The organism is Mycobacterium sp. E2989, from assembly GCF_001667595.1.
GTDB lineage: Bacteria > Actinomycetota > Actinomycetes > Mycobacteriales > Mycobacteriaceae > Mycobacterium.
Map to the genome: position 1 here is coordinate 1 of NZ_LZJX01000012.1, position 15,042 is coordinate 15,042.

Genomic DNA, 15,042 nt, shown 5'->3' on the forward strand with positions numbered 1-15,042 from the left:
ACCCGGCCGATCCGGCCGAATCCGGGGGCGGGCACCCCCCGGCTCCCCGGCGTGATCTCGTAGCCGCAGACCCGGGCCTCCAGCCGGGTGGACGCCCCCTGCCAGTCGCCGTCGGTGACCAACACCGTGCACCCCTTGCTGCGGGCCCGCGCCACCACCGCCCGCGCCCGGGTCTGCGGCTACGAGATCACGCCGGGGAGCCGGGGGGTGCCCGCCCCCGGATTCGGCCGGATCGGCCGGGTGCGGCTGCAGGTCAGCGGGGTGTGTGCGGGACGACGGGTGACCGCCCGGGCGCGAGCCGGGTGAATCCCGGTGGCATCCCGGGTACTGGCCGTTTGGTGCATGGACTGGCCGGCGGTCGCGGCGGCCGCGGCCGCCGGGCTGTCCGCGACCGCCCCGGTGGCGGTCACGTTGGCCAATCGGGTGATCGCCTGCTCGGCGGCCGCCCGCGCGGCGGGAGTGCGGCGGGGGCTGCGGCGCCGGGAGGCGGCGGCCCGCTGCCCGCAGCTGCACGTCGCCACCGCCGACGCGGACCGCGACGCCCGCCACTTCGAAGCGGTCATTGCCGCAGTGGACGACCTGGTGCCGCGCGCCGAGGTGCTGCGGCCCGGGCTCTTGGTGCTGCCCGTGCGCGGGGCGGCCCGCTATTTCGGCTCCGAGGCCGACGCCGCCGAGCGGCTGATCGACGCGGTGGCTGTGAGTTCGGTGGCGGGCGCCGAGTGCCAGGTCGGGATCGCCGACCGGTTGTCCACCGCGGTCTTCGCGGCGCGGGCGGGTCGCATCGTCCCGGCGGGCGGTGACGCGAAGTTCCTGTCGGTGCTGTCGATCCGCCAGCTTGCCACCGAACCCAGCCTGTGCGGCCCCGGGCGCGAAGAGCTGACGGACCTGTTGTGGCGGATGGGGATTCGCACCATCGGCCAGTTCGCCGCGCTGTCGGCCACCGACGTGGCGTCCCGATTCGGCGCCGACGGGGTGGCCGCGCACCGGCTGGCCCGCGGCGAACCCGAGCGGGGACCGTCCGGGCGGGAGCCGCCGGAGGAGCTGGAGGCCGTGCTGGACTGCGACCCGCCGATCGACCGGGTCGACGCGGCGGCCTTCGCCGGGCGTTCGCTGGCCGCGGCGCTGCACCGGACGCTGATGGCCGCCGGGGTGGGCTGCACCCGGCTGGCCATTCACGCCGTCACCGCCAACGGCGAAGAGCTGCACCGGGTTTGGCGATGCGCCGAGCCGTTGACCGAGGACGCCACCGCCGACCGGGTGCGTTGGCAACTGGACGGCTGGTTGAGCAGCCGGACCGCGCGTCACCCCCGCCCGACGGCGGCGGTGACGCTGTTGCGGCTGCAGGCGGTCGAGGTGGTGTCGGCCGAGGCGTTGCAGTTGCCCTTGTGGGGTGGCCTGGGCGAGGAGGACCGGCTGCGGGCCCGCCGGGCCCTGGTGCGGGTGCAGGGCCTGCTCGGCCCGGAGGCGGTGCGCGTGCCGGTGCTGTCCGGCGGGCGCGGGCCGGCCGAACGCATCACGCTGACCCCCCTGGGCGACGAACCGGTTCCGCGGGCCGACCCGGTTCAGCCGTGGCCCGGCCGGCTGCCGGAGCCGTCGCCGGCGGTGTTGCTCGACGACGCGGTGGAATTGCTTGATGCCCAAGGGAACCCGGTGCGGGTGACCAACCGGGGGCTGTTCTCCGCCGACCCGGCGCGGCTGACCGGGCACGGCCAAGACGAGCGGCTGGACTGGTGGGCCGGCCCATGGCCGGTCGACGAGCGGTGGTGGGATCCCGACGTCGGAAAGGGCCGCACCGCCCGCGCGCAGGTCCTGCTGGAAGGCGAGCGGGCGTTTCTGCTGTGCTACCGCCAGCGGCGCTGGTACCTCGAGGGCAGCTACGAGTGAGTACACGCATCTCCGCCCGCTCGGCGACTAGGCTGACACGATGCCAACGACGTCGGAGCCCCCCGAGGGAAATGACTTAACGCCGCACTTCGACGATGTGCAGGCCCACTACGACCTGTCGGACGAATTCTTCCGGCTGTTCCTCGACCCGACCCAGACGTACAGCTGCGCCTACTTCGAGCGCGATGACATGACGCTGGAAGAAGCGCAGATCGCCAAGATCGACCTCGCGCTCGGCAAACTCGGGCTGAAGCCGGGCATGACGTTGCTCGACGTCGGCTGCGGTTGGGGCGCCACCATGATGCGCGCCGTCGAAAAATACGACGTCAACGTCGTCGGCCTCACCCTGAGCCGCAACCAGGCCGATCACGTCGAACAGCTGATCGCCCAATCCGACAGCCCACGTTCCGCGCGGGTCCTACTGGAGGGCTGGGAGCAGTTCGACGAGCCGGTGGACCGGATCGTCAGCATCGGCGCCTTCGAGCACTTCGGGCACGAGCGCTACGACGCGTTCTTCACCCTGGCGCATGACCTGTTGCCCGACGACGGAATCATGCTGCTGCACACCATCACCGGGCTGCACCCGACGGAGATGGCCGAGCGTGGCATGCCGCTTTCGTTCACGTTCGCCCGATTCATCAAATTCATTGTCACCGAGATCTTTCCGGGCGGGCGGCTACCGTCGATACCGATGGTGCAAGAGCGCGCCACCGCGAACGGCTTCACCGTGACCCGCGTGCAGTCGCTGCAGCCGCACTACGCCAAGACGCTCGACCTCTGGGCCGCCGCACTGCAGGCCAATAAGGACCAGGCCATCGCGGTGCAGTCCGAGGAAGTCTACGAGCGCTACATGAAATACCTGACCGGTTGTGCCGACGCATTCCGGATCGGATACATCGACGTCGATCAGTTCACGTTGCAGAAATGACCACGGCACGCCGGACACCGAGCGGCGCTTGAGCATCGACGGCTAGCGCCCTCAGCCCTGCCCGTCGCGCACCGCCCGCGCCCGCGCCATCAGCCCGGCGCCGCCGGGCAACGCCCCCACCACGGCGCGGGCCAGCCGATCGCGGCCCCGCACGCCGTCGGTCCTGGCCTGCCCGGCACGCAGGTGGCGCCAGCCCAGCGCCGCCCACGACGCCGCGACGGCGGCGTCGGTCACCCCGCCGCGGGCCCGGCGCCGGTCCACCGCGGCCAGGCCGAGCGCGGTGGCCGAGTGCACGGTGTCCACCCACACGCCGGCCGCCAGCACCTCCGGACCGGGATTGATCCCCGACAGCAGCGCCTGGACGATGTGACGTCCGCCCAGGATCCGGGTGACGACGAGCGCCTTGCGATCGACCTGCACGCCGTGAATGTGGTCAAGCACCTCGGACGGGGCGGCCAGCAGCACGGTGCCCCACCCCGCGCGCAGCACCTCGATGAAGCGAATCTTCATGGGGTACAGGGTAACCGGCGCGCGAAGGCCCCAACCCGGTCGATGAACCGGTCGAAGAACGCCGCCGCGTCGACGTCAACGCCGATCAGGGCGTTGGGCTTTCGGCGTCCCGACCAATCGGTCACCGTCATGGCGCGGGTCAGCGTCCCCGTCAGCTCGATGTCGACCGTCGCCGGGCGCGTGGTGACCAGCCCCGGGTCCAGCGCCGCGGCGGCGGCCAGCGGATCGTGCAGATGCGCCTGGTAGCCGTGGCCGTTGTCGTGGTAGGCCTCGAGGTAGAACCGCATCGCGTCCTCGACCACCCGGATCAGCGGGTTGGACGCCGTCGACCGGGTGCCGGGCTCGTCGTCCGCGCTCATCGGCGTCGCCGTCGACCCGGCGGCGGCCGCCAGCCTGGCGAGGTGATCCGGCGTCATCGCCACCTTGCGGGTCAGGTCCAAACCGCAGAGGATCGGAAGGCGCTCTGGCCCAACGACTTCGGGGTCCCAGGCGGCCAGCACCTCGGCGGCGGCCTCGGGGTCCACGCTGATGTTCCATTCCGCCACCGGCGTGGTGTTGCCCCGGTGATCGTAGGAACCGCCCATGACGACAAGCCGGCGCAACAGCGTCGGCAACGCCGGTTCGGCGCGCAGCGCCAACGCCAGATTGGTCAGCGGCCCGGTCGCGACGCCGATGAGCTCACCCGGAAAGGCGTGCGCGGCGCGCACCCAGGCGGTCGCCGAGTCGTGATCGGTGAGCCGGCGATCGGCGGGCGGCAGCTCGGCGTACCCCAGCCCCCGGGAGCCGTGGACCTTCGACGGCAGGCCCATGGGCCCCGACAGGGTCTCGTCGGAGCCCTTGGAGACCGGTATGCCGGTGACGGCGCACAGCTCGAGCAGGCCCAGGTTGTTCTCGCAAACCTGTTGCACGCCAACGTTTCCCCCGGTGGAGGCGATGCCGACCACGTCCGCGTCCGGGCTGGCGAAAAGGTACATCAGGGCCAGCGCGTCGTCCACGCCGGTGTCGACGTCGACGAAGACGGGGTTCACCGCGGTAACGATACCGGCGGCTACGGCCACGCCGAGGCGAAGGTGATCACCAGGACGTCACGCTGCGCGGGGCCCGAGCCGTCGATCGGCCGGATCGGGGAGACGCCGTGCAGCGTGCGGCGGTCGTCGCCCAGCATCAGCGTGCCGGGCTCGGCCAGCGTGGTCGCCAGCAACTGCCGGCCGTCGAGGTCGCACACGGTACTCTCGCCGCCGATGGCGTTGCGCCGCCCGACCAGCAGAGAGCTGACCAGGGTGACGCCGTCGCGGTGCATCCCCTCGGGCGTGGGATGGCCGCCCTCGTCCGTCAACGACCGGATCCGGAACAGATGCACCTTGACGTTCCAGTCCTGCACCCGGTCCAGGGCGTCCGCCACCCGGGCCAGCAGATCGATCAGCTTGCGCAGCAAGGGATCCCCAGCGAACGCCTCGGTCAGCGGCTCGAAGTCGCGGTCCTTGCCGATGTAGAGCGGATTGGAGTCCTCCGGCTGCACGAACGTGCTCCTGGGCATCGGTCGCAGCACCCCGTCGCGCAGGGAGTACTGGCCGTACCGGCGCAGCCGCTGCACGCCCAGCTCGGCCGCGTAGGGGTCGGGCCCCAGCCGCTGCCAATGCCGGGCGAACCGGGTCCACTCTTCGCGGCCGGCACCCAGGCTCCGCGTCACGTCGAACGAGGACATCACGGCGGCGCCGGTCGTGGCGACGAGCCGGGCCGCGGCGGCCACCGGGTCGGCGTCGGCCCGCTTCTCGGACAGAATCCGGGTCATCGCGCCGGAATACCGCAATCGCGCGCGGCGCAAACGCGTCGATTTACCAGTGCACTCCGGGCACCAAGCGCACCAGACGCTTGACTCCTCGCGGTGTCCGGATGCCCTTGGTGACCGCGCGGACGGGCCGCCTCGGCTTGCGCGGTGGCCGCGCAGCGGCGGCGGCCGGTTCGGCGGGCACGCCGCGGGCGGCGGCCGAGTCGGGGTAACCCAGGTACAGCTGGTGCAGGATGCGCCGGGACGTCCGCGGCGCGAAGTAGTTGCCCACCTCGGCCAGCGTGCCCAGCGGGGTGTCGATGCGGGCCGGCTTCTCGACCAGGCCGCGCACCACCATGGCGGCCGCGCGCTCCGGGCTGATGGCGGGCACCGGGTTGAGCCGGTGCGACGGCGCGATCATCGGCGTACGGACCAGGGGCATATGGATATTGGTGAACGTGATGTGGTCGGACAGCGTTTCCGACCCGACCACGTCGGCGAACGCGTCCAGCGCCGCCTTGGTGGGCAGATACGAGCTGTACTTGGGGTTGCGGGCCTGCACGCCGGCGCTGGAGACGTTGACCACGTGGCCGAAGCGGCGCTCGCGCCAGTGCGGCAGCAGCGCCAGCACCATGCGCACCGCACCGAAGTAGTTGACCGCCATCACTCGCTCGTAGTCGTGCAGCCGATCGGTCGAATTGACCACGGAGCGGCGAATCGATCGGCCCGCGTTGTTCACCAGGTAGTCGACGTGGTCGAAGCGCCCCAGGATGTCCTTGATGGTGTGCTCGACCGAGGTGGAATCGGTGACGTCGCAGGTGAAGGCGTGGGCGTCGCCCCCGCCGGCGCGGATCTCGGCGACCAGCTGGTCCAGCGCGTCGGCGTTGCGCGCCAGGGCGAACACGGTTGCGCCCCTTTCGGCGATGGCGATGGCCGCCGCCCGGCCGATGCCGCTGGACGCGCCGGTGATGATGACGTGCCTGCCCCGCAGCGGGGCTCGCGGATCGTCGCGGCGCGCCCGGTCGGGGTCGAGGTGCTCGGCCCAGTACCGCCACAGCCTGGGCGCGTAGTCGGAGAACTCGGGCACCTCGATGCCGGTGCCGCGCAACGCGTTCCGGGTCTGGTCGTTGACGAAGGTGGGCTTGAGGTCGACGAGGTCGAACACCTCGGCCGGGATGCCGAGCTGGGTGGCCGCCATGTTGCGCAGCACCCGGGCCCGCCCCCGCACCTTCAGCACCGGCGCGGCAACGGAGCCGGGCAGCGACCCCCGCGCGGGCGGCAGGCCCGCCGCCCTGGCGACGCCGCGGTAGATGCCGCGCAGCCCAACGGTTTTGGGGGCGGTCAGGTGGAACGTGCGGCCGTCACCACCCTCGGCGTGCACGAGCGCGACCAGCGCGTCGACGACGTAGTCGACCGGCACGATGTTGGTGCGCCCGGTGTCGGGCAGCAGGACGGGTGTCAGCGACGGCAACGCCGCCAGCTTGGCCAGCACGCCGAAGAAGTAGTACGGCCCGTCGACCTTGTCCATCTCGCCGGTGCGCGAATCGCCCACGACCACCGCCGGCCGGTAGATCCGGTAACGCAGTCCCGGGGCCGAGCGCACCAGCAGCTCGGCCTCGAACTTCGTCCGGTGGTACGGGCTGGGCAGGCGCTGGCCGACGTCGAAGTCGTCCTCGGTGTACTCGCCGGGGAAGTCGCCCGCCACGGCGATCGAGGACACGTGGTGCAACGTCGCGCCCAGCCGCTGCGCCAGCCCGACGACGGCGCGGGTGCCGTCGACGTTGGTGGCCCGCTGCTGCGCCTCGTCGGCGGTGATGTCGTAGATCGCCGCGCAGTGCACGACGTGGTCGACCCGGCCCAGCTCGGCGACGGTCTCGTCGGCCAGCTCCAGCTCCGGCAGCGCCGCGACCAGCGGCTTCGCCCGCTCACCCCACTCGGCCGCCAGGCGTTCGAAGCGGCCCAGCGACTCCCGGCGGACCAGCACCCACACCTGGGCATCGGGCCGGCCGTCCAGCAGGCGACTCACGACGCGGCGACCAATAAACCCGGTACCGCCGGTAACGACATACCGCATGCAGCCCATCGTGGCGGTCGCGACCGCCCGCGTCAACCGTGGCGTAGGGAGGTCAGTTGTGGAAGTCCTTGATGCCGTCCCACTCCACCAAGGTCCAGCCGTAGAGCGGGTTGCCGGTGATCACCACGCGGCCGACGTTGGGCAGGGGGTGGCTGGTCAGCAACGAGTCCTTGGCGTTCTTGGTGTTCATCAGCGTCCAGTACTCGATGGCGAACTTGTGCGAGAACACCACCGGGTCGTGCTGGCCGCTGTTGTAGACCTTCGCGATGGCGGCGGTGAACTGTTCGTTGAACTCCTTGCCGCTGACCGACCCGGGGATGCTGTCCTGCGTGTCGCCGCGGAGCCAGTCCGCCGGCGCCAGCAGATACGTCGCGTTCTCCTGCGGGATCGGTTTGCCCTCGAACCAGCCCGCGTTGATCTCCTGAATGCCCTGCAGCACCTCGACCTGCTTGCCCAGCTCCGAGGCCAGCGGCGCGGCGGTCTGCTGGGTGCGGACCATGGTGGAGGCGTAGATGCCGTCGTAGTCCTTGTGGCCCGCCTGGTGCGCGACTTGCTGGGCCTGCCCCTGGCCCTCGGGGGTCAGGCTTGGCCCGGGCACCGAGGTGTCGATGATCCCGCTGGCGTTGGATGCCGACTGGGCGTGCCGGATGAACGTGATCGTGATGCTGCGCGCCTGCGGTGTCCCGCCGCAGGCCCCGACGACGAGGACCGCGGTCAGCGCCGCGACGGCCTTCGAGACATTCCGGATCAAGCTGCGCTTCGGCATGGCAAATAGCCTGCCCTGCCGACGGCATCGGTGGGAAGGGTTTGCGATGGTTAAGTGGAGAAATTACTTGCGAAGGAGACTCAGATGGCGATTGACCCGAGTGCCGTCGGCGCGGTGACCGAACCGATGCTGTTCGAGTGGACCGACCGGGACACGCTGCTGTATGCGCTCGGCGTCGGCGCCGGCCTGGACGACCTGTCGTTCACCACCGAGAACAGCCACGGCATCGATCAGCAGGTGCTGCCCACCTACGCCGTGATCTGTTGCCCGGCGTTCGGGGCGGCCGGCAAGGTCGGAACGTTCAACTGGGCCATGCTGTTACACGGCTCGCAGGAAATCCGGTTGCACGCGCCGCTGCCGCCGGCCGGGAAGCTGTCGGTGGTCACCGAGGTCGCCGACATCCAGGACAAGGGCGAGGGCAAGAACGCGATCCTGGTGTTGCGCGGCCGGGGCACCGACCCGGACTCGGAGAAGCTGATCGCCGAGACGCTCACCACCCTGGTGATCCGGGGCGAGGGCGGGTTCGGGGGCGTGCCGGGTCAGCGGCCGGTGGCCCCGGAGATCCCCGACCGCGAGCCCGACGCCCGGGTGGCGTTGCCCACCCGGGAAGACCAGGCGCTGATCTACCGGCTGTCCGGTGACCGCAACCCGCTGCACAGCGATCCGTGGTTCGCGCGGGAGCTGGCCGGGTTCCCGAAGCCGATCCTGCACGGGCTGTGCAGCTACGGGGTGACGGGCCGCGCGCTGGTCGCCGAACTCGGCGGCGGGACCGCGGCCAATGTCACCTCGATCGCCGCGCGGTTCACCTCTCCGGTGTTCCCCGGCGAGACGCTGACCACCATGATCTGGCGAACCGAGCCGGGCAAGGCGGTGTTCCGCACCGAGGCCTCGGGGGCGGAAGGTTCCGGCCCCCGGGTGGTGCTCGACGACGGCGCGGCGGAATACGTGCAGGCCTAGCCGGACAGCTCGCGCGCCAGCCGGGCGGTGAACTCGCTGGCGCGCTCGGGGCTGTCCAGTGCGAACTGCGCCGCGGTGGCGCGGTCGCCGTCGTCGTAGTGCCGCACCAGGATTGGCACGCCACCGTCGTGGACCGCGTCGAATGCGTCCTCGTCGGTGATGTCGTCGCCGAGGTAGACCGGCGTCTGGGCGCCGGGTTCGGCCTCGGTTAGGTGATCGAGCACCCAGCGCAGCGTTTTGCCCTTGTCCCAATCCAGGTCCGGGCGCAGCTCGATGACCTCGCGGCCGGTGGTCACCCGCAGGCCGTCGCGGCGGCCCGCCGCGCGCACCGCGGCCGCCACCTCGCCGACGCGGTCCCGGGCGGCGTTGCGGTAATGCACGGCGACCCCAAAGCGCTTGTGTTCCACCACGACACCGTCGATGGCGCCCAGTCGTTCGCGCAGCTCGCCGGCCGCGCCCTCCAGCACCGGAATGGCCGCCGCGGCGGCGTCGTTCTGGTGGTGCGTGCCGTCGGGCGCGGTCAGCTCGAACCCGTGGCTGCCGGCGTACCATATCCCTTGCACGCCAACTCGTTTCGTGACGTCGGCCAGGTCGCGGCCCGACAGCACCGCGACCGGGCACCGCGCGGCCAGCTGCCGCAGGGCATCGGTGGCGCCGGCGACCGGGACGGCGGCGTCGGGGTCGTTGACGATGTCGGACAGCGTGCCGTCGAAGTCGAAGAACACCGCCGGTCGCCGCGCGGCCAGGTGGTCGAGGGCTTCCAGCGCGTCGGGCAGCTGCGACATCCGCCGGTCCCCGGTGCGGACGGCGACCTCGCGCAGGTCGGCGACGACCGCGTCCGCGCCGGCGTCCCGCAATGCGTCGCCGTGCCCGGTGCCGATCACCAACGCGAAGCCGCCGGCCCGCGCGGCGGCGACGCCCGCCGCGTCGGCGGTTACCACCGCGCATCGACCGGGCCGCACGCCCAGGTCGTCGGCCGCCCTTGACAGGTCCTCGGGCGAGGAGAAAACCGCGGCACCGACGCCGATCTCGCGCAGTTGCCCATCCAGGACGGGGTCGGGCGCGTCGAACAGCACCGCGTCATGGCGGCGCGGGTCGATGATCACCGACCCGGAATCTGGCATGACCCAACCTTCTCACGCCGGCCGGGCCGGGCGGGAGTGGGTCAGCGCCGCGCTTGCCCCGGCGGGCGCGGCCCCGGTGCCCGGTGCGGAAACGTTCGCTTGCGGCGCCGATCGCTGAGCAACAGCACCGAGTCACCGCTGAGCGCCACCAGCCGCGCCATGCCCAGTTCGATGCCGGCGGCCAATTGCTTGACGTCGAACCCGGCGCCGGGCTCGGCGGTGATGCCGAACACCAGCTCATCGCCGTAGCTGAGCACCGCGACCCCGGTGCTCAGCTGGACGGCGGTCGGGGGAATGGGCAGCAGGCGCTCCATCGTCTGGCCCATCAGGCGCAGCCGGTGACGGGGCCCGGGCACGCTGGTCGCCAGCGTCACGATGGCGCGCTGCGGCAGCCGGGAGAGCAACGCATTGACGTTGTCCCGCAACACCGTTGGCAATGAATCGAGCGCCGACTCGAGCATGCCGCGGGCTGGCGGCGGGCCGGTTTCCCTTTCCTTCCACCGGATCTGCACGGTCCGCAACCGCTGGACCGGGTCGTCGTGTTCGACCGGCAGGTACGGCGATTGGACCGGCGCCGGCACCAGCGCACGCAGCGAGTCCGGCCGCGGCTCCTCGCCGCGGCCGAGCAGCACCGTCCGGAAGCCCTCGGTGGCGGCGGCGAGCGCGACGTCGTTGACGGTCACCCCGAATTTGCGGCACACGCGGTCGACCTCGGCGATCGGGACCCGCACCGTGGCGTAGCGCCGCAGGGTGGCCCGGTCGGGCGTCCGCAGGCCGGGCAGGACCGCGCCGACGACGGCCCCGGTGGTCGCCCAGGACGCCCGCCACAACGTGTCGGCCCAGCCCGGTCGCCGCACCGGCTGCCGCGCAACCTGTTTCGCGCCGGGGGGATCTGCGAAGGTGGCGTCGTCGGCGTCGTCGCAAAGCCTGCTGAGCAGGTGGGCGGGCGACTTGCCGTTCAGCAGGCGGTGATGGATCTTCATCAGGATCGCCCACCGGTTGCCCTTGAGGCCCTCGATCATCCAGCACTCCCAGGGCGGACGGTCGAGGTCCAGGGGGCGCTCGAGGGCGTGGGCAATGGCCCGGGACAGCTCGGTGTCGTCACCCGGCCGCGGGATCGCCACCCGGTGCACGTGCTGGGTGAGGTCGAATTCCGGGCAGTCGACCCAGTCCTGGTCCGCCGGGTGCGCGGGTAGCACCTGGGTGCAGCGCGGTATCGACCGAATGCGTTCCGCCAGAAGCGCTTCGAGACGCCGGTAATCGGGGGCGGCGCCGTCGACGATGGCGACCGCGCCGATCGCCAGGCCGGCGTGCTGGTCGGCGTCGTGAGCGTTCAGGAACGCCGCGTCCGGTGACCTCACCTGCGCCATGTTCTCCCCGCCGCCAATCTGCCCTCGTACCAGTGTCCGCCTGCCCGCGCGCCCGCGGTAGGCCCGCGGCGTTAAGAGCTTGTTTAGGAGTTGACGATCGGTTTAACAACGGTTGGCCTGCGCCGGAGGTAATTCGAACAAACATTCGATAGACTGGCGCGGTGGGCTGGTTTAACGGTCCGCCGAGCTGGGCGGAGATGGAGCGCGTCCTCGACAGCAAGCCGCGCCACGCCGGCGTGCCGGTGGTCCCCGGGGAGGATGCCCCCCTATCGTCCAAGCGCGGCACGTACCGGCCGCCGGACGACGCCCGGCCGACCCGCACGTCGGTCGCTTATGCCGAGTTGCACGCGCATTCGGCGTTCAGCTTCCTCGACGGGGCCAGCACGCCGGAGGAGATGGTCGAGGAGGCGGCCCGGCTGGGCCTGCGCGCTCTGGCGCTCACCGATCACGACGGCCTGTACGGGGCGGTGCGGTTCGCCGAGGCGGCCGCCGAACTCGACCTGCGCACCGTGTTCGGCGCCGAGCTGTCGCTGGGGCCGGGCGCCCGCACCGAGACGCCCGATCCGCCCGGCCCGCACCTGCTGGTGCTGGCCCGCGGCCCGGAGGGCTACCGGCGGCTGTCGCGGCAGCTTGCCGCGGCGCACCTGGCCGGCGGGGAGAAGGGCAAGCCGCGCTACGACCTCGACGCGCTCACCGAGGCGGCCGGCGGCCACTGGCACATCCTGACCGGGTGCCGCAAAGGCCATGTCCGCCAAGCGTTGTCGCAAGGCCCGGAAGCCGCGCAGCGGGCGCTGGCCGATCTGGTGGACCGGTTTGGCGCACATCGGGTCAGCATCGAGTTGACCCACCACGGTCACCCGCTCGACGACGAACGCAACGCGACGCTGGCCGGGCTGGCGTCCCGCTTCGGCGTCGGCGTGGTCGCCACCACCGGGGCGCATTTCGCGGGGCCGTCACGGCGCAGGCTGGCCATGGCGATGGGCGCCATCCGGGCGCGGCAGTCCCTGGACGCCGCGGCCGGATGGCTGGCCCCGCTGGGTGGTTCGCACCTGCGGTCCGGCGAGGAGATGGCCCGGCTGTTCGCGCAGGTGCCTTTTGGAGGCCCCGACGCGGTGACCGCCGCCGCCGAGCTCGGCGAGCAGTGCGCGTTCGGGCTGGCGCTCATCGCGCCGCAGCTGCCGCCCTTCGACGTGCCCGCCGGGCACACCGAGGACAGCTGGCTGCGGCAGCTGACCATGGTGGGTGCGCGGGACCGTTACGGGCCGCCCGACAGGGCGTCACGTGCCTACGCCCAGATCGAGCATGAACTGAAAGTGATTGAACGGCTTACGTTTCCGGGCTACTTCCTGGTGGTGCACGACATCGCCCGGTTCTGCCGCGAGAACAACATCCTGTGCCAGGGCAGGGGATCGGCGGCCAATTCCGCGGTCTGTTATGCCCTCGGCGTCACCGCGGTGGATCCGGTGGCCAACGAGCTACTGTTCGAGCGGTTCCTGTCGCCCGCCCGCGACGGGCCGCCCGACATCGACATGGACATCGAGTCGGACCAGCGCGAGAAGGTCATCCAGTACGTCTACGACAAATACGGCCGCGACTACGCTGCCCAGGTCGCCAACGTCATCACCTACCGGGGCCGGATCGCGGTGCGCGACATGGCCCGCGCCCTGGGCTTCTCGCAGGGGCAACAGGACGCGTGGAGCAAACAGATCGGCCACTGGAACGGGTTGGCCGATTCGCCCGACGTCGAGGGCATCCCGCCGCAGGTGGTCGACCTGGCCAACCAGATCCGGAACCTGCCGCGGCACATGGGCATCCATTCCGGCGGCATGGTGATCTGCGACCGGCCGATCGCCGATGTGTGCCCGGTGGAGTGGGCGCGCATGGAGAACCGCAGCGTCCTGCAATGGGACAAAGACGACTGCGCGGCAATCGGTTTGGTGAAGTTCGACCTGCTCGGGCTGGGCATGCTCTCGGCGCTGCACTACGCCATCGACCTGGTGGCCGAGCACAAGGGGATCGAGGTCGACCTGGCCCGCCTCGACCTCTCCGAGCCGGCGGTGTACGAGATGCTGGCCCGCGCCGATTCCGTCGGCGTGTTCCAGGTGGAGTCGCGGGCGCAGATGGCCACGTTGCCCCGGCTGCGGCCGCGGATCTTCTACGACCTGGTGGTGGAGGTCGCGCTGATCCGCCCCGGCCCCATCCAGGGCGGATCGGTGCACCCCTACATCCGGCGGCGCAACGGCCTGGACCCGGTGACCTACGACCACCCGTCCATGGAATCGGCGCTGCGAAAGACATTGGGGGTGCCGCTCTTTCAGGAGCAGTTGATGCAGCTGGCGGTGGACTGCGCCGGCTTTTCGGCCGCCGAGGCCGACCAGCTGCGGCGCGCCATGGGGTCCAAGCGCTCCACCGAACGCATGCGACGGTTGCGCGGGCGGTTCTACGAGGGCATGCGCGCGCTGCACGGCGCCCCCGACGAGGTGATCGACCGGACCTACGAAAAGCTGGAAGCCTTCGCCAATTTCGGCTTCCCGGAGAGCCACGCGCTGTCCTTCGCGTCGCTGGTGTTCTACTCGTCGTGGTTCAAGCTGCACCACCCGGCGGCGTTCTGCGCGGCGCTGCTGCGCGCGCAGCCGATGGGCTTCTATTCGCCCCAGTCGCTGGTGGCCGACGCGCGCCGGCACGGCGTGACGGTGCACGGGCCGGACGTCAACGCCAGCCTGGCGCATGCCACCCTCGAGAACGGCGGGACGGAGGTGCGCCTGGGCCTTGGCGCCGTGCGGCACATCGGCGACGACCTCGCCGAGCGGCTGGTGCAGGAGCGAAAGACCAACGGCGCCTTCGCTTCCCTGCTGGACCTGACCACCCGGTTGCAGCTGTCGGTGCCGCAGACCGAGGCGCTGGCGACGGCCGGTGCGCTGGGCTGCTTTTCCATGTCCCGGCGCGAGGCGTTGTGGGCGGCCGGGGCGGCCGCCACCCAGCGCCCGGACCGCCTGCCCGGGGTGGGCTCGTCGTCGCACATCCCGGCGCTGCCCGGGATGAGCGAGCTGGAACTGGCCGCGGCCGACGTGTGGGCCACCGGCGTCTCCCCGGACAGTTACCCGACGCAGTTCCTGCGGGCGGACCTGGACGCGATGGGTGTGGTGCCCGCCGAGAAGCTGCTTTCGGTGCCCGACGGCGATCGGGTGCTGATCGCCGGTGCGGTGACCCACCGGCAACGGCCCGGCACGGCCCAGGGGGTGACGTTTCTCAACCTCGAGGACGAGACCGGAATGGTCAACGTGCTGTGCACGCCGGCGGTGTGGGCGCGGCACCGCAAGCTGGCCAACACCGCCCCGGCGATGCTGGTGCGCGGCCAGGTCCAAAACGCCAGCGGCGCCGTCACCGTCGTCGCCGAGCGGCTAGGGCGCATCACGCTGGCGGTCGGCTCGAAGTCGCGCGACTTCCGCTGAGCCGCCCGGGCCGCCAAGACCACCGCGCCGAACGTGCAGTCACGGCGAAATTTCGCCAAAACTTCGCCGTCAGTGCACGTTCGGCGCGGCCGAAGCGGTTGTCGAGCCGTTTGCGCGGAAAGGCACACAGCACATGCGCCGCGCCGTACGCTACTGCAAACAGATCGCTGGGAATCGGCTGTATTGATCGAGGGTGTCAAGGGAGTCGA

General features: G+C 71.4%; 12 protein-coding genes and 1 pseudogene. 5 read left to right on the top strand and 8 right to left on the bottom strand.

Going from position 1 to position 15,042, the window contains the following annotated elements; genetic code table 11:
- Positions 1–176, bottom strand: a pseudogene (locus A5680_RS26165) (hypothetical protein); the annotation flags it as partial.
- Between A5680_RS26165 and A5680_RS25570 the strand changes: the two are divergent.
- Genes A5680_RS25570 through cmaA1 form a run of 3 tightly spaced genes read left to right on the top strand, consistent with a single transcriptional unit; the run spans position 115 to position 2,812 of the window.
- Positions 115–306, top strand: coding sequence for a hypothetical protein (locus A5680_RS25570; protein ID WP_156674987.1), 192 nt, complete (start codon positions 115–117; stop codon positions 304–306). The pseudogene A5680_RS26165 and the gene A5680_RS25570 sit on opposite strands and share 62 nt — an antisense overlap.
- Before the next feature lie 36 nt (positions 307–342).
- Positions 343–1,884, top strand: a complete 1,542-nt coding sequence (locus tag A5680_RS02995; RefSeq protein ID WP_067815987.1) for a DNA polymerase Y family protein — start codon at positions 343–345, stop codon at positions 1,882–1,884.
- Positions 1,885–1,924: 40 nt separating this feature from the next.
- A complete protein-coding gene (gene cmaA1, locus A5680_RS03000; RefSeq protein WP_067815990.1) occupies positions 1,925–2,812 on the top strand; it encodes a cyclopropane mycolic acid synthase CmaA1 in 888 nt (295 codons plus the stop codon).
- A gap of 51 nt (positions 2,813–2,863) precedes the next feature.
- Here the strand turns inward: cmaA1 and A5680_RS03005 are convergent, their stop codons facing one another.
- From A5680_RS03005 to A5680_RS03025, 5 genes are read right to left on the bottom strand one after another with little or no spacing between them, the layout of a single operon-like run.
- A complete protein-coding gene (locus A5680_RS03005; protein ID WP_067815993.1) occupies positions 2,864–3,322 on the bottom strand; it encodes a hypothetical protein in 459 nt (152 codons plus the stop codon).
- Positions 3,319–4,350: a nucleoside hydrolase gene (locus A5680_RS03010; protein ID WP_067815996.1), complete on the bottom strand. Its 1,032-nt coding sequence runs from the start codon at positions 4,348–4,350 to the stop codon at positions 3,319–3,321. The genes A5680_RS03005 and A5680_RS03010 overlap by 4 nt, the downstream gene beginning before the upstream one ends.
- Positions 4,351–4,370: 20 nt before the next feature.
- Positions 4,371–5,114 (bottom strand): 2OG-Fe dioxygenase family protein, encoded by a 744-nt coding sequence (locus A5680_RS03015; protein WP_067816046.1) that lies wholly within the window; start codon positions 5,112–5,114, stop codon positions 4,371–4,373.
- Between the two features lie 43 nt (positions 5,115–5,157).
- The gene (locus A5680_RS03020; protein ID WP_067816049.1) at positions 5,158–7,164 is read right to left on the bottom strand and encodes an SDR family oxidoreductase; all 2,007 of its coding nucleotides are present in this window, start codon (positions 7,162–7,164) and stop codon (positions 5,158–5,160) included.
- A 52-nt stretch (positions 7,165–7,216) separates the two neighbouring features.
- Positions 7,217–7,930, bottom strand: a complete 714-nt coding sequence (locus tag A5680_RS03025; protein WP_055401303.1) for a histidine phosphatase family protein — start codon at positions 7,928–7,930, stop codon at positions 7,217–7,219.
- A gap of 84 nt (positions 7,931–8,014) precedes the next feature.
- Here A5680_RS03025 and A5680_RS03030 point away from each other — a divergent pair, with 84 nt between their 5' ends.
- On the top strand, positions 8,015–8,887 hold the full coding sequence (locus A5680_RS03030) for a MaoC family dehydratase (RefSeq protein WP_055401301.1): 873 nt from the start codon (positions 8,015–8,017) through the stop codon (positions 8,885–8,887).
- Here the strand turns inward: A5680_RS03030 and otsB are convergent.
- On the bottom strand, positions 8,884–10,011 hold the full coding sequence (gene otsB, locus A5680_RS03035) for a trehalose-phosphatase (RefSeq protein WP_067815999.1): 1,128 nt from the start codon (positions 10,009–10,011) through the stop codon (positions 8,884–8,886). The genes A5680_RS03030 and otsB overlap by 4 nt on opposite strands.
- 41 nt (positions 10,012–10,052) lie before the next feature.
- Positions 10,053–11,381, bottom strand: coding sequence for a wax ester/triacylglycerol synthase domain-containing protein (locus A5680_RS03040; RefSeq protein ID WP_067816002.1), 1,329 nt, complete (start codon positions 11,379–11,381; stop codon positions 10,053–10,055).
- 161 nt (positions 11,382–11,542) lie between these two features.
- Here A5680_RS03040 and A5680_RS03045 point away from each other — a divergent pair, with 161 nt between their 5' ends.
- Positions 11,543–14,833, top strand: a complete 3,291-nt coding sequence (locus tag A5680_RS03045; protein ID WP_067816006.1) for an error-prone DNA polymerase — start codon at positions 11,543–11,545, stop codon at positions 14,831–14,833.
- Positions 14,834–15,042: the final 209 nt, after the last annotated feature.

Excerpts from the sequence above, each read along its gene's own strand:
- A5680_RS02995 (WP_067815987.1), top strand. The coding sequence starts at position 343 with ATGGACTGGCCGGCGGTCGCGGCGGCCGCGGCCGCCGGGCTGTCCGCG.
- cmaA1 (WP_067815990.1), top strand. The coding sequence starts at position 1,925 with ATGCCAACGACGTCGGAGCCCCCCGAGGGAAATGACTTAACGCCGCAC.
- A5680_RS03005 (WP_067815993.1), bottom strand. The coding sequence starts at position 3,322 with ATGAAGATTCGCTTCATCGAGGTGCTGCGCGCGGGGTGGGGCACCGTG.
- A5680_RS03015 (WP_067816046.1), bottom strand. The coding sequence starts at position 5,114 with ATGACCCGGATTCTGTCCGAGAAGCGGGCCGACGCCGACCCGGTGGCC.
- A5680_RS03020 (WP_067816049.1), bottom strand. The coding sequence starts at position 7,164 with ATGCGGTATGTCGTTACCGGCGGTACCGGGTTTATTGGTCGCCGCGTC.
- A5680_RS03025 (WP_055401303.1), bottom strand. The coding sequence starts at position 7,930 with ATGCCGAAGCGCAGCTTGATCCGGAATGTCTCGAAGGCCGTCGCGGCG.
- A5680_RS03030 (WP_055401301.1), top strand. The coding sequence starts at position 8,015 with ATGGCGATTGACCCGAGTGCCGTCGGCGCGGTGACCGAACCGATGCTG.
- otsB (WP_067815999.1), bottom strand. The coding sequence starts at position 10,011 with ATGCCAGATTCCGGGTCGGTGATCATCGACCCGCGCCGCCATGACGCG.
- A5680_RS03040 (WP_067816002.1), bottom strand. The coding sequence starts at position 11,381 with ATGGCGCAGGTGAGGTCACCGGACGCGGCGTTCCTGAACGCTCACGAC.